Raw genomic sequence first — 13,821 nt, 5'->3', positions numbered from 1 at the left:
GGCACCCCCCGCCTCGCCACCGCAGGCGCCGACGACCAGAGGGTGCGCATCTGGGACCCGGCCACCGGACCACAGGACAGCGACATCCACATCGACCACCCCGGCGGTGTGCGGGCGCTGGTGGGGTTCGACGCGGCTGACGGCACCCCCCGCCTGGCCACCACCGACGACCGGAGGGTGCACATCTGGGACCCGGCCACCGGACGAGAGGATCGCTCCCTCCACATCGACCGCGTCCACAGGGTGCGGGCGCTGGTGGGGTTCACCGCGGCCGACGGCACCCCCCGCCTGGCCACCACCACAGAGGACCAGAGGGTGCACATCTGGGACCCGGCCACCGGACGAGAGGATCGCTCCCTCCACATCGACCGCTTCCACCGGGTGCGGGCGCTGGTGGGGTTCACTGCGGCCGACGGCACCCCTCGCCTGGCCACCATCGGCGAGGAACAGAGGGTGCACATCTGGAACCTGGGAGCAAGAACGTCACAAACGCTGCCTTTCGATACTGCCGCATCGGGGCTGGTCGCAGTCCACGGCCTGCTCGTCGTAGGCAGCGCCGCAGGCCACTTCGTACTTCGCATGGCATGAGCGTCCACGGAGACGAAGACGCAGTAGACGACGGACGGCTCTCGGTGATGGACATTCACCGCAATGCGAGCGTCCTCTCGGGTGCATGGCGACCGCACAGTGATGCGCGGCGTGGTGCTGTGTCCGCCGGGGCTGCCCGCAGGGCGCCGGGGGCGCGGTGGCTGGCTTCGGCTGGTTTCGCTAATCGGTGTCCTTCTCACCTTGCCAGGGGCAGCCGGGCTGGACGGATCGAGGAACTGATGGCGGCCTACCCTCCTGACGTCGATGCCGGGAGTCGGCGTCAGGACCGGGGCCCGCATCCTGATCGAGGTCGGTGACGGCAGCACCTTCCCGACCGCCGGCCACCTCGCCGCCTACGCGGGCCTCGCCCCGGCGACCCGGAGGCCGGGCTCACCGATCCGCCGTGAACAGCCCTCACGAGGAAACAAGCAGCTCAATCAAGCTCTCTTCCCATCCGCGTTCGCCGCCCTCGGCGACCCGGCCTCCCGGGCCTACTGCGACAAGAAGATCGCCCAGGGCAAGCACAACACCCAAGCCCTGCTCTCCCTCGCCCGGCGCCGGGCCGACGTCCTGTTCGCCATGTTCCGCGACGGAACTTCTACGAACCGCAGCCGTCGGCCTCCGTCACGTGCCGTCGTACCGAAGGTAGTCAGCAGATCGGTCGCCGGTTCCGCTCATGAGGGGCCCAGGCCGAAACGCCAGTACTTGGTGAAGCGGTCCAGCGTCAGCTCTGCGTCGATTTCGTCGTTCCACACCGCGTTGAGCCACATCGGGACGCTGTCCAGGCGCTCGCAGACCACGACGCCTTCGGGCTGGTGGGTGAGGTAGCAGTGGCTCTCGTCCGCGAACTTTCCGCCCGGCCCGTACTTCCTATACAGCTGCACGAGGCGGTCCCGGCTGGCTTCGGCGAAGGCCTCCAACTGTCGTACGTAGTCCTGCTGCTGCTCGGCGCTGACGGACTTGAGGACGACTGCGAGGATCTCCTGGGACAGGTCGCGGTCGATGCCCGTGTAGCCGGTCAGGGACACGAAGATCCGCTCGGCTGCCTCGAGGACTTGCTGCACCTGCTCCTCCCCCACCTGGTCGACCGGGGTGGGCAGGGAGGTCGGTTCCGACTCAGATGTGACCGGCCGTGTCTCCATGGCGGCGGCCGCCGTTCGTGCCTGCTGGATGGTGCGGTCGGCGATGTGGGCGAGTCGCTCGGAGATCGTCTCGACGGCACGAAGCCAGCCCTCCTGGACCTGGTCGCTGGTGTCGGCGGGGGCCTGCGTGTCCAGCGCGATGACTTCGCCCTGAGCGCCTTCCACGGCGCCGGCGCGGATGGCCGCGATGAGGGTGTGTACCTCACCAGGGCTTGCGCCCGCGACGCCGAGCAGCTCGATCACCCGCTGCTCGGCGTTCGCGGCCGTCTCTGCGTGTACGGCGATCAGCGGTAATGGCCGCCGTGGTGGATGGTGGCTCATGAGGTGGCTCCCCCTGCTGCAACGTGTAGTTCGGCCGCTGGTGCGGGCTGTTACCGGAGTTCGACGGAGTAGGAGCCGCCGGTGAACTGCCAGCCGTCGGTGCCTTCGCCGATGTCCTCGACGATGACGTCGTCGATGAAGTGGTCCTCGAACTCGTCGTCGGTGAGTTCACCGGCGAGCCAGAGTTCCTCGATCGCGTCCCAGTGGCCGCGGGTGCCGTCGATGCGCAGGGGCGCGGCGTCTGCGGTGCCGCGTTCGCGTTCGTCGTCGCCGGTCGTGACGACGCCGCTGATCTCGTACTGGCCGCGCTTGATGTGGCGGGGGATGGGGTCGGCGGGGACGAGGGCGACGTTCTCGTACGCGGTGTGGATGAGGTCGCGGTAGTTGCGGCGGATGTTGTACTCGGAGTCGGACAGCCAGTTGATGAGGGTCTTGGTCGTCACGTTCAGACCGGCGTCCGCGAGGGCCTGCTGTCCGCGGTGTGTCGCGGTCAACTGGGAGAGCTGGGCGTGCCAGTGCTTGGCGCTGTAGGACGACAGCCGGTGGCGTGCGGTGACCTGGGAGCGCAGCAGGTCGTTCAGGGCGGCGCCCAGGGAGGTGCCGCGTCCGGTGGGTCCGGCCATCAGTCGTCACCTTCGAGGATGGTCTCTCCGGCCTTCACGAACTTGCTCTTGACTTCGCCGAAGCCGGTCCCGATCCGGTACGTGGACGGCGGCGTGCCGGGTGGGGTCCAGAAGATGGCCTGGTCGACGTTGCGCAGCGCGACGAGGGTGTGGCCTTCCTGGACGGCCTTGAACGCGACGGTCCAGTGCCGGACCGAGGCCTCGGCGACCATGCTCATGCGCCAGTCCGGCCGCCAGAACGGTGAGCGCTGGGAGGGGCGCTTGGGCCACAGCAGGCGCAGCGCGATCGACAGGCGCGTCTTGTAGGCCTTGTAGGGGTCGCCGCCGACCTGGACGAGTTCGGTGCGGGCCTTGCGGGTGGCCTCGTAGAACGGCTTGAACAGCGACTCGTTGGCCTTGCCGGTCCAGGAGTCGTAGATGGTCGGCATCGCGTCGAGGTGGTGGTCCCGGACGAGCTTCATCAGCTGCTTGATGTGGGGGGTGGTGACCCACGCCCGGCCGTCCTCGTCGGGACGGTCGGCGATCCGCCCCAGGGGATGCGGCATGTCGGTGCGGGTCCAGGCGGGGATGTCGATGAGGTAGATGCCGGCCCCGGCCTTGTCGTACGCGTCGAGCGGGCCGGTGTGCAGGAGCTTGTTCGGGGCGAGCGGCACGGCCGAACAGGCGGAGGGGAAGCTGCCGTTGCGGTCGATCAGGCACAGCACGCCTTCGCCGAACGAGTCGGGCACGTCGAGCTGGTCGCGGCGCACGCGCCTGCCGTTCGCCCGGATGTGGGGCACGCGGGTGGCGGTGACGTCGGGGTGGACCCAGCGGGGCTCGCCGTCCATGTGCTCGCTGATCAGCGGCCACGGGCCGCTGTCGCGCTCCTCTTTGCGGATGACGCGGATCGGGTGCATCTTCGAGCGGCCGACCGAGTCCTTGAGGATCTTCAGGGCAGGGAAGACGTGGTTCTCGGGCTCGTCCTCCTCGTCTCCCGGCGCCAGACCATCCTCCTCGTCGTCTTCCTCGTCCTCCGCCACCTCGGCCGGTGCCTGCCCGTTGTCCGCCGCAGCCGGGACAGCGGCACCGGCAGCATCCGACTGCCCGGCGGCTTCGGTGGTGCCGGCGGAGTCGGGCGTGCCGTAGGGGCGCAGGGCTGCGGCGAGGAGGTGTCCCTCATGGGTGTCCGGCCACTGCGAGACCGTGGCGGCGGCCTGGAGCAGCGACGGCAGGATCTCCTTCAGGGCCTCGTGGTCGCCGCCCGCGACGGCGGTCCGCCACGCGGCGAGCTCGTGGGTGAGGGCGGCGGGGATCCCCTGGTGCCCGCCGGACGTGTAGGGAAGGGCGGCTTCGGCCAGTTCCAGCGCCGTCGTCCCGCCCGCGGCCGCGGGCCCCGGGCCCGCCGGACTGTCGGCGCGCTCGAGGGGCGCGGTGCTGGCGTCGAGGAAGCGGGCGTGGATCAGGTCGGGCTTCAGGTAGGCGGAGCCGATCGTGCCGAAGTCGCGTTCCGCGACCGTCACCTGGACTTTGGCAGGGTCCTCGGTCGGCGTGAGCGTCAGCGTGATGTCGGCGTCCAGGAGGCCCAGGAGTGCGGGATCGTCGCTGTCCACGATCGCAAGGACCGGTACGTGCAGGGTGCGCGCGAGAGTGGCCAGGACCTGGGAGGCGGCCGGGAGACGGTCCCCGGACAGCGGCAGGCGGGCGCTGTGGGCGGCCTGCAGCCGGTCCACGACCACGAGGGCCAGGCCCTGCATGTGCGGGGCGGTCTCCGCGATGTCCTCGGCCCTCAGGTCACTGCCGTCATCGATCATCAGGAGGTCACCGGCCTGGACCAGCCGGTGAGCGACCTGCTGTTCATGCTCGGTCAGGCGGCCCTGCTTCAGACGCGCGTACTCGCCACCGGCCTCGGCGGCGATGATCCGGCGGAAGATGTCGTCCCGGTTGGGCCCCGAGGCCGCGTACAGGACCATGACCTGGTCGACGAGCGCGGTCGTGCGCGCGGCGGCCAGCCCCAGCAGGCTCCCGCCGACACTCGGACGCGCCGCCACGAGCGTCAGCTTGCCCCGCTGCAGACCGCCCGTGGCGGCATCCAGGCCCGGCAGCCCGAAAGTGGGGCCGCCAACCGGGCCATCGGTGAGGACGGAACCGATGGCATCGCCCAGCGTGGCGAGCCTGCGGGGCGTGCTGCCGCGGTCCTGGTTGCCTTGACGGTTCACCGCACCTCCTGCGGTCGCCGCGCCGGGGTGCGCGGCCATGTCGGACGAGAGGGCGTCAGGAGAGGAGTCGGCGGGGAGCAGCACCGCGACCGGGGTGGTGTTGCGCAGGAGCACCTGCGGTTGGCCCTTCGCCGCCAGCGCGACGAGGTCACCGAAGTCCCTCTGCGCCGTACTCAGCACGTGAGCCGGGAAGGCATCGGTCTTCCGGGCTGCCGGGAACCGGTCCAGCGGCGCCAGCAGAGCGCGCACCTTGTGCTTGGTGATCACCGTGGTGCGCCCCTCTTCTTCGGCGAGCTTCACCAGCGAGTACAGGCTGTTCCGCGCTGTGGTCGCGTTGATCGCGCCCTCTTCCTGTGGCGACTGGCTCACTCACCCTCCCTGGAATCTCAACTGCCCATCATCATAGCAGTATTCACTTAGTTAACGTTGTAAAGTCACTACTTTATTTGTGAATATCACTCACTATTGGTGACCCTGCGGTTTCTGTGTTGACGGGTCGGGGTGCCCCAGCCGCCCAGCGGGAAGGCCGGGACCACCGGCCCCGGCCTTCGCTCCGCACCGTCCGCAGACGATCACATCCGCCGAACCGGCGGACTCAGCTCCCCGTGGCCGACTCCTGCTCTCCGGGGCCGTCCTTGTACGCGACGCGGCCGATGGCGGAGTAGGCCGTGCTCAGCCTGCCGTGGAGCGCACCCGCGAGGTCCTTCGCCGCGTCGGAGGACTCCGTGAAGCGCTGCAGGACATCGTCGAGCGGTTCGCCCCGGTAGTCGCTCATCAGCTGCTCCTTGTCCTGCAGTTGCTGCACGGAGGCCTCGATCAGCTCGATGGCGGTCCGCAACTCGCCGGCGCATCGGGTGAGATAGCTGTGGACGCGGTGCGCCTCCCCCGGGTACTCGATACCGCGGTACTGAAGGGTGCGGACGAGTTCGACGAGGGAGCGCGCCGCGCCTTCCGCATGCTGTTCGATGGATTCGGTCATTGATCCGGTTCTCCTCGGAGAGTGCTGGTCACGTGGTGGGGATGCGGGCGCCATTCCCAGTGCGGCTGGTCGGGCAGGAAGGTGGCGTCCAGGAACCGGACGATGCCGGGCCGGACGCTGCCCGCCTGACCGGTCTTCAACAGCGAGGCCGGAAGGGTCGGCCACCGTGCCGAGGCCGGATGGCTCGGGGCTACCGCCTGATTCGGGATTCCCGCCCGTGACCGCGATGGCGGCCCGCGACGCGTCCGTCGTGCCGCTGTTATTGCCCTGCAGAAGCCCGGTGGGCTCGGTGCCGTAGAACGTCCACAAGCCCAGCGACTCCTCCAGGAGCGCCGCCCGGTCTTCCGGGAGCAGCAGCTCGACGCAGCGGAGCATGATGTGTTCTTTGCCCGGCGCCGACGCCCGGACGACCATGAGGAAGAACTGGGAGACGTCGGAAGTGAGGCCTCCTCCGTCCGGCTCGTGGGCCTCATGCAGGCGGTAGACGGTCCCGGCCGTCACCGCGAGCACGATCGGGTCTTCGTCGAGGAGTTTCGCGGCCAGGGAGGTCTGGCACGGTGCGCACTGCTCGATGCGCGCGCTGATCAGCGCGGACGCGGTCCGCAGGTCCGGGGCCGCGTCGATTCCCCATCGGCCGGGCTCGTCCGGCTGGAGGTCCTTGTCGGTCGGGCCGCTGGTGTGCTGGTGGAGAGTGCCGGCTTGGGCGGCGGTGTACGCGGCCCCTCGACTCCGGCTTGTTTTCCGCGCCCGGCTCTTACGGCCGTGGCCCTTGGTCATGTCTCATCTTCCCGCGCCCGGCCCCATGATCCGATGCGCGCGTCGAAGAGCAGCATGCGGAAGGCTTCAACAGCTGGAAAGCCGTTAAGAGTTGATGTTCACCATCGCACTGATGCGCACAGTCCGGTCCCGTTGCACGGGGCCCGCGGGCACCTCTGCCGTCATGCATCCCGGTCATGGGCCAGGCCGCTGGCTTGGGCCGATGCGACGGCCACTGCCCGCACCTTACCGCCCTACGCTCGGACGCGGGAACCGATGACCGAAGTCGCCAAGAACTCCGTTGTCCAGATCAGGCGAGACGCAGGAGCACGAGTGGTCATCTGCACGGACGAGATTCTCGGCGCGCACAGGGCTGACGCCTCTGTAGATGAGCCGACGGATAGAGATCTGAGATTGCCGCGTTGGCGACAGAAGTTGCGTTCTGTCGCCAACGGGCCATTGATCCTAATTCACCATGTGTAGACTTTTCTGATCTTTACTTGGTGAACATCCTGCGCAGCACGGCTGCGGCGTTAGCTCATCTTGCTCAGCTTGCGCGCGGCGAACCGGAGAGCCAAGACCTGGACTACCGCACAGCACACCCAGAGGACGGCCAGAGTCACCGATGGTCCGCTGTCTCCGACGGTTGCATGGTCCTGGCTGTCGTTCTGGTTGAGGAATGCCATTGTCGCCCCCAGCACGATGAGGATCGACGTCGGCGCGGTGATCCACATCACGATCTCGGTGACCAGGCCGGCGCCCGGGTTCCATGCGACATCCGCGACGGCCAGGACCACAACCGTCAGGATGTATGCAGACGATACAACTCGGCCTACCATGGCCTGCCTCTCGCTTCTCTCTTGCGGGCAAGATCGCGTAGATCCATGCCTGGCGCGGTTAATAATAGTGGTTTATCTGGGCTTCGAGGTTCTGCAAGTTCCTCCAGAATTTGGCCCACATATCCGTGGCAATTTTCTCGTAGGTTGACCCGCCCACGAAGATGTCCGCGAGAGAAAACCTCGAATGCCCGTGAACGATCATGAGCATGTGACCGTTCTTCTTCCGCTTGAAGTTGAAGCTGATCCATCCTGGGTAGTCGGGATGGCCCTTGAGTGTGTCGAACTTCCAGTAGTGGGAATTCATGGCGGATACGCGTACGGGGAATGGTGCGGGGCCGACGTGGAGGTTGATCCGTGTGCCGACTCCGGGGAGTTTGTTCGGGTGTCCGGCGATGGGGAAGACCGCGCCGAAATTCGCCTTGACGAACGTGAAGAACCTCTTCGCGGACACCTTCGACCAGCCGATGTCATAGGTGATCTCGTAGTCGAACAGGCCTGTCGGGTCTGTGCAGTTGACCGGGTCTGCGGAGCAGTAGGCATAGGCGTTCGCGCCTCCGCCTTCCATGGCGTCCACGCTCAGGAACCGGCCGGTGGCCGGGTCGTAGAGGCGTATGCCCATCAGAAACGCGCCGGTGGGGGTGTCGGATGCGCGTTGTGTGGTGCCGAGCCAGCCGTAGCGGGTGCTGGGGCTTTCGCCTTGGAGGTTGCCGTATTCGTCGTAGGCCAGTGCGGTCGGCGCTCCGGTTGTGGCGAGGGGGAGCTGAACGGTGATGTCGCCGTGGATGTCGGTTAGTTGCAGCGCGGTGGCGCCGGTTTTGCCGGTAGTGGCTTCCAGAGCGTTGTCGAGGCCCTGCACGTTGCGCGTGATCGTGCCGTTGGCGTCTTCCGCGGTCCAGCTCGGGCCGTCGCCGTCGGCCGCGTAGTGGTTGGTCCGGGAGCCGGTCTGGGTCCAGGTGCCGTCGCTGTTTTTGTCCTGGGTGGTCCATGCTGCCAGGCGGCCGACGGCGTCCAGGGTCCACGTCTGCCGGCTGTTGCCGGCTGTCTGCTGGCGGACCATGTCGTCGGCGTAGTAGGCGATGGTGGCGCCGCTGGACTGGGTGGTGGTGCGGCCGAAGGCGTCGTAGACGGTGCCGCTGTTGGTCAGCCGGTCCGCACTGTCGTAGGTGTAGGCCGTCGTGACCGCGCCGGTGCTGGTGCACTCCGCGCCGGCGTCACCGGTCGAGGTGGCCAGCGCCGTCCGGTTGCTGTTGTCGTCGAGGGAGTAGTCCCGGCGGGTGCAGGAACCGTCGGGGTTCGTTTCGTCCGCCCGTATCAGGCGGCCCAGCGGGTCGTAGCCGTAACTGCGGCTCCTGGTCTGGCCGTTGCTGTCAGTGTCGGCGGCTGTCTCACCGTGGACCGATCGGTCGACCGTGTCGGAGGCGACGATGGTGCTGTCGCTGTCCCTGGTGTAGACCCGGGAGGTCTGGGCGCCGACTTCGTTCCGGGTGACGTTCAGGGTGTAGCCGCCGGGAAGGGACTCCGTCGTCAGACCGCCGTCGGCATTGTAGGTCGCGGCGAAGGTGCCGGCGACGGAGTCGGTACGTGACGTTGTCAGGCCGCGGGGTTCTTTTGCCGTGTCATAGGCGTATGTGGTGGCGGACTGGGCGGAGTCCGTGCTCTTCACCAGCCGGCTCAGAGCGTCGTACGCCGCGGTGGTGGTGTTGCCCGTCCCGTCGTTGTAGGAGATCTCCCTGTCGAGGGCGTCGTAGGTATGGGTGATGGTCTTTCCATCAGATGCTACGGACGCGATTTCGCCGGTATCGGCGTCGTAGGTGGTGACTGCGTCGGGAACTGCTGTGCCGACCCCGCCGGAGACCGAGGTCCTGATACCGCGCCCTGCTGCGTCGGTTGAGGTGGTCGTGGTGCGGGTGACGCCGCTGACGGTTTCGGTCACCTTGGCGGTGTTGCCCCAGCGGTCGTACTCGACTGTTCTGACGGGGAGCTGGGTTGGATTGGAGTTGGCGCCGGTGATGGCGCCGGCGGGGCCGGTGGTGCAGATCAGGTCGGCCCATTCCGGTCGGCCGTGGCATGCGCCGGTGCCGGTCGCCGAGTAGTACGCGGTCACCGTCGTGTTGGCGTCGGTGCCGTTGGATTTCGGCAGCGTGGTCTGCACGATCCGGCCCTGGGAGTCATACGTAGTGGTGCTGGCCAGCGTCGGCTTGTCGGCGCTGGCCGTTTTCGTCGGCAGCCCCTTGACCCAGTCGTAGGTGGTGGTCGTGGTTCTCACGTCGGCGTCCGACGGGTAGCCGTCCACGAACGCCCCGGTCCTGACCGTGGTGGGCTGGTTGGCGACGGTGGCGGTGCCGTCGGTCGGACGGCCTTCGTCGTAACTGGTTGTGGTGTGCTGCCGGGCCGGAATCCGGGTTCCGGCCGGCAGATCGGAGCCGCCAGAACCGGCTTTGAGGGGCGAGGTCAGGGTCACCTGGTGCAAGGGGCCGTACGCGTCCGTCTCCCGCAGTCCGTCGTGGGTGTATGCAGAGGTGCTGGACAGCAGCTGGGCGCGGTCGGCGGTCGGCATGCCGACAATCTCGAGCGCGGTCAGTTCGTCGTAGAGCGGGCTTGCGGTGTCGGTGGCGAGAGCCAGTTCCCGGTTGCCCGGGGTGAGTTGGCGGGTGGAGTTCCCGAATTGGTCGTACTCGCTGGTAGCGATGTAGCCGCCGGGGGTGGCCACGTTGACTTCCCGGCCCGAGGCGTCCGCGTAGGAGATGGTTGCCCGGGTGTAGTCGGAGGCCGACAGGTCGGAGCCGGTGCTGGACGCCGGAGTGACGTCGCTGGCAGAAACAGCGGCGGGGAAGACCGCGGTGGCGTCCGTGGGGACATCGGTCTGGCCCCAGTCGTCCACGTTGTCAGGGCCCATGGCGTTGGGGGCCTTGGTGTCGGACAGCGGGACGTCGTAGACCACCGTGGTCCTGGCGGTGGTGCCGTCCAGGGTGCTCTTGCTGCCTGCGGCCAGGTTCGGCCGCGAGGCGGACAGCAGCATGCCGTCACCGGCGGTGGCAGCATTTCCCGCCTTGCCGTAGACGAGGGTCCAGGGCAGTTCTCCGGGGGGTGTCAGCGTGATGATCCGGCCTGCGCTGTCATAGGCATATGTGGTCTTGAGCGGGGTGGAGATCCGCGCATCCCATTCCTGGCTCAGGCGTCCGCCGGTGTCGTAGGAGTAGCGGGCGATCGGTGTGGCCGTGGTCTTGGTGTCCCCCGGGGATGTGGCCCATACCTTGATCTGCTGCACTCTCCCGCTGTAGTCCCCGAGCGAGGAGCCGGTGGCTGTCGTTGAGGTGGCGTAGACGAACTGCAGGACCCGGCACCCGGCCGTGGTGCTGGTGTTGGTGAACCAGTCGTTGCCGGCAGCCACCGCTGTTTCGATCGCGGTCTGGCAACTTGCCGCGCTGACTGCGGTGGTGGGGGCGATGACGAACTTGGGGCGTGCCAGCGTGCTGGTGCCCGACGGGACCGCTTCGGGGACCACTGTGGTGGTGGAATTCTCCGTGGTCAGGCGCGTCGCCGTGAGCTGCCAGGTCGTGGCCGAGGAGCTGACCTTGGCGAATGTCGAGACGGTTCCGTCGTTGTCCTTGAGTGTGAAGGCAGCGTCGACAGAGCCGGTAAGGGTGAGGTCCTCCGCGCCGGGCTCGGGGCTCCAGCCGCCTGCTGTGGTCTTGGTGAAACCGGTCTGCTCACCGCTTCCGTCGACCAGGGCGACCGAGGTGGCCGAGGACTTGCGGATGTACGACCAGTTCGATTGGGTCAGTTCATCGCTGATCCCCGCTGTCCACTGCGGGCCGAAGATGGCGACCTGGCCCTCAGCATCCGCCCCCGCGCTGGGATGGCGCGAGGAGACGGTACGGGAAACAGACAGGTCGAAGACCGAAACGTCCGTGGCCGAGATCGTGTAGTCGCCGGTCAGGTCGTTGACCGAACCGGGTCCCACAGTGTCACTCGGCGCGGTGCCGGCTTCCCGGTCCACCGTGATGGTGCGGGTCTGGCTGTACCCGGTGGTGGTGCCGTCGGTGAACGCCGCCCGGATGTCGATCGGCCCGTCCTGAGACAAGGACGAGGTGATGTTCCAGACCAGAGTGGCCGGAGTACCGCTGACGACCGCGACCGGCCAGGCGGAAATGGTAGATCCCTTGGAGGACTTGATGTCACCGACCGGGACATCGTGCCAGGTGGTGTCGGTCTCGCCGCGCCGGTACTGGTAGATCACTCCCGTGTAGGACGGCTTGCCGGTGGAGGACAGGCTGACCCGGCGCGCTGCGGTGTCGCCCTCGGCGGGGGTGAGCAGCGCGGCCCCGTCCGCGCCGACGCCGAATTCGTACGTGGTGGTAGCGGTGGAAATGTTGCCGCCGGAGTCGACAGTCTTGGCGTACAGCTTGTGCCAGCCGTCTGCCGGGCTGATGGAGACGGTCAGCGGATCACCGCCGTTGCCGTCGACCGTGTCGTAGAGGTGTGTGGGCGTGAGTGAATCGTCCAGACCCCAGTAGTAGCCGGCACCGTCCCCAGAGGACGTGTCCAGGGTGCACGTCACCGCGCCGTCGGCGCGGGCCGTCCAGGTGCTCACCGGGTAGCTGTCGCACAAGACGGTCGGCGCGCCGGGCTTGGCAACGTTGGGTACGAAAGTGGTGTAGCCGGACCATGATCCGTAGTCGGTCCCGTCATAGCCGCGCACCCGGAACCGCAGATGTGACGCCGCCACCGCTGACGCGGCCGGGATCGTCAGCTTCGCTGTGCCACCGGAAGCTACCGAGGAGGAGGTGCCCGTGAAGGAGTAGGCGGTCTCCCCGGAGTACGCCGGATCGTTGGTGATCTCGAACTGGGCCTTGACCGAGGAGCCGTCCGCGTCGGTGACCTTCGCCGACAGCGTGGGGGTGTACGTGGTGATGTACCGCTTGCCGCTGTAGGCGTTCACACTGCTCGGCGAGATCGCGAGCGCACTGGTGGTGGCGTAGGAGTTGTAGGTGACCGTGAGGTGCGGCTCGACGGAGTTGTCGCCGGATATGTAGTTCGCGGAGCGGAAGCGCCGCCAGGTCAGCGAGTCACTCTCGTCCGCACCGCGGACCTGGAGCCCGTAGTTGGCCGACCCGCTGGCCCACGCCTGCACAATCGCGTCGATGTCGAAGTTCACCGTGCCGCCGGGGCAGTCGGTGCTGGAGTAGCCCTTGGCCACGGTGCTGGTCACCGCGCCGGTGGTCGTGGTCGACGGCTGGACGGCCCAGGTGACGTCCGACGACGACCACGAGGAGGTGATCCGGCGCACCTGCGTGCCTGCGCCCGAGGTGGAGCAGGTCGAGGAGTAGTACGAGTACAGCGCCAGGTTGGTGTCGGTGATGTGCTTGCCGGCGAACTTCGACACGTCGAACTTGAGATACGAGCGGGCGATGTCGCTGCCGCTGTCGTACGTTCCCGACTTCAGCTCGGTCGAGGAGACCTGCGAGTCGGTGTAGTCCGGGGTCTGCACCCACGTGTCCGTGGTCACCGCCAGCGTGGACGTCGGGTCGACGGTCACCGGGTAGGTCGCACTCGCCAGGAAATCATGGTCCGGGGTGAGCACCAGGGTCTGTGCACCGTCGTCCGCGGTCTCGACCGCGGTTGTTACCTGCTTCTGGTGGGCGGACTCGCCGGACGCCGGGTCCTTGGAGGCGTCCCACATCATCGGCGCCGGCGCCTCGGCGACCAGGTCACCTGCGCTGTTCTTCAGCAGCAGGTGACCGGAGCCGGCCTGGGACAGCTTCAGCCCGTCCAGGTCCAGCGGGATCCGATAAGACACAGCAGCGCCATCGGGCTGCTGGGCCAGCTTGATGTTCTCGGAGAAGCCCTGCGCCAGCGCGGTCACCGAGAGCGTCTGGCCGCTCCCCAGGTCGTACGAGGCGGTGCTGTTCTTCACCGTCGGCGTGGGCAGCTTGTCCTGCCAGCCCAACCCGAAGGACTCTTTGCCCTTGGTCACCGACGCCAGATCGGTGTCGCCGCCGTCCGAGACCGCAATGTCGGCAACCGCCGCCGCGGGGGTGAGGTCGGCACCGGTGTCGGACAGCGCGGTGTCGATGCCCTTCCACACCCCCGCCCGCTTCACCCGGATCGGGCCCGCGTACGCCGCCGTCTCCAGCTCCCCGCTGGGCAGCGCGTACGTCGTCGAGTCCGCCGCCCGCTGCGACAGCACCTCAATCTTCCGGCCCTGCAACCGGGCCATCAGCACCGCCGACGCCTCATCCTGCGCCTCCGCCGGACCCGGCGACTCGGTGGACGACACCGCCGAGACATCGGTAGTCGGCGTGGCGAACGCGATGCCGGTGTCCTGCGACACGAGTGCTGCCTCGGTCGCGAACAGCATGACGACGCCGATGGTTA

7 protein-coding genes and 1 pseudogene are annotated in these 13,821 nt (G+C 67.8%); 2 read left to right on the top strand and 6 right to left on the bottom strand.

Features of this window, described 5'->3' with window-relative positions:
- On the top strand, positions 1-588 hold a 588-nt coding region (locus ACGFWE_RS42920), incomplete at its 5' end, for a WD40 repeat domain-containing protein (protein ID WP_393606063.1).
- 252 nt (positions 589-840) lie between these two features.
- Positions 841-1,185: pseudogene (locus ACGFWE_RS42915) on the top strand (transposase); the annotation flags it as partial.
- A 77-nt stretch (positions 1,186-1,262) separates the two neighbouring features.
- On the opposite strand, the gene ACGFWE_RS42910 reads toward ACGFWE_RS42915, so the two are convergent.
- From ACGFWE_RS42910 to ACGFWE_RS42885, 6 genes are all read right to left on the bottom strand, one after another.
- On the bottom strand, positions 1,263-2,051 hold the full coding sequence (locus ACGFWE_RS42910; RefSeq protein ID WP_393606061.1) for a hypothetical protein: 789 nt from the start codon (positions 2,049-2,051) through the stop codon (positions 1,263-1,265).
- A 50-nt stretch (positions 2,052-2,101) separates the two neighbouring features.
- Positions 2,102-2,674, bottom strand: a complete 573-nt coding sequence (locus ACGFWE_RS42905) for a hypothetical protein (RefSeq protein WP_393606059.1) — start codon at positions 2,672-2,674, stop codon at positions 2,102-2,104.
- Positions 2,674-5,238 (bottom strand): type II toxin-antitoxin system prevent-host-death family antitoxin, encoded by a 2,565-nt coding sequence (locus ACGFWE_RS42900; RefSeq protein ID WP_393606057.1) that lies wholly within the window; start codon positions 5,236-5,238, stop codon positions 2,674-2,676. The genes ACGFWE_RS42905 and ACGFWE_RS42900 overlap by 1 nt, the downstream gene beginning before the upstream one ends.
- A 226-nt stretch (positions 5,239-5,464) precedes the next feature.
- Positions 5,465-6,625, bottom strand: a complete 1,161-nt coding sequence (locus ACGFWE_RS42895) for a hypothetical protein (RefSeq protein WP_393606055.1) — start codon at positions 6,623-6,625, stop codon at positions 5,465-5,467.
- Positions 6,626-7,137: 512 nt separating this feature from the next.
- Entirely contained in the window at positions 7,138-7,401 is a 264-nt protein-coding gene (locus tag ACGFWE_RS42890; RefSeq protein ID WP_393606053.1) for a hypothetical protein, read from the bottom strand.
- 100 nt (positions 7,402-7,501) lie between these two features.
- On the bottom strand, positions 7,502-13,804 hold the full coding sequence (locus tag ACGFWE_RS42885) for a DNRLRE domain-containing protein (RefSeq protein ID WP_393606051.1): 6,303 nt from the start codon (positions 13,802-13,804) through the stop codon (positions 7,502-7,504).
- Between the last annotated feature and the right edge of the window lie 17 nt (positions 13,805-13,821).

The organism is Streptomyces sp. NPDC048523 (assembly GCF_043199815.1).
In the GTDB taxonomy this organism is placed as follows: Bacteria; Actinomycetota; Actinomycetes; order Streptomycetales; family Streptomycetaceae; genus Streptomyces.
This window is presented reverse-complemented; position numbering and strand designations above follow the sequence as displayed.

Excerpts from the sequence above, each read along its gene's own strand:
- ACGFWE_RS42905 (WP_393606059.1), bottom strand. The coding sequence starts at position 2,674 with ATGGCCGGACCCACCGGACGCGGCACCTCCCTGGGCGCCGCCCTGAAC.
- ACGFWE_RS42885 (WP_393606051.1), bottom strand. The coding sequence starts at position 13,804 with ATGCTGTTCGCGACCGAGGCAGCACTCGTGTCGCAGGACACCGGCATC.
- ACGFWE_RS42895 (WP_393606055.1), bottom strand. The coding sequence starts at position 6,625 with ATGACCAAGGGCCACGGCCGTAAGAGCCGGGCGCGGAAAACAAGCCGG.
- ACGFWE_RS42910 (WP_393606061.1), bottom strand. The coding sequence starts at position 2,051 with ATGAGCCACCATCCACCACGGCGGCCATTACCGCTGATCGCCGTACAC.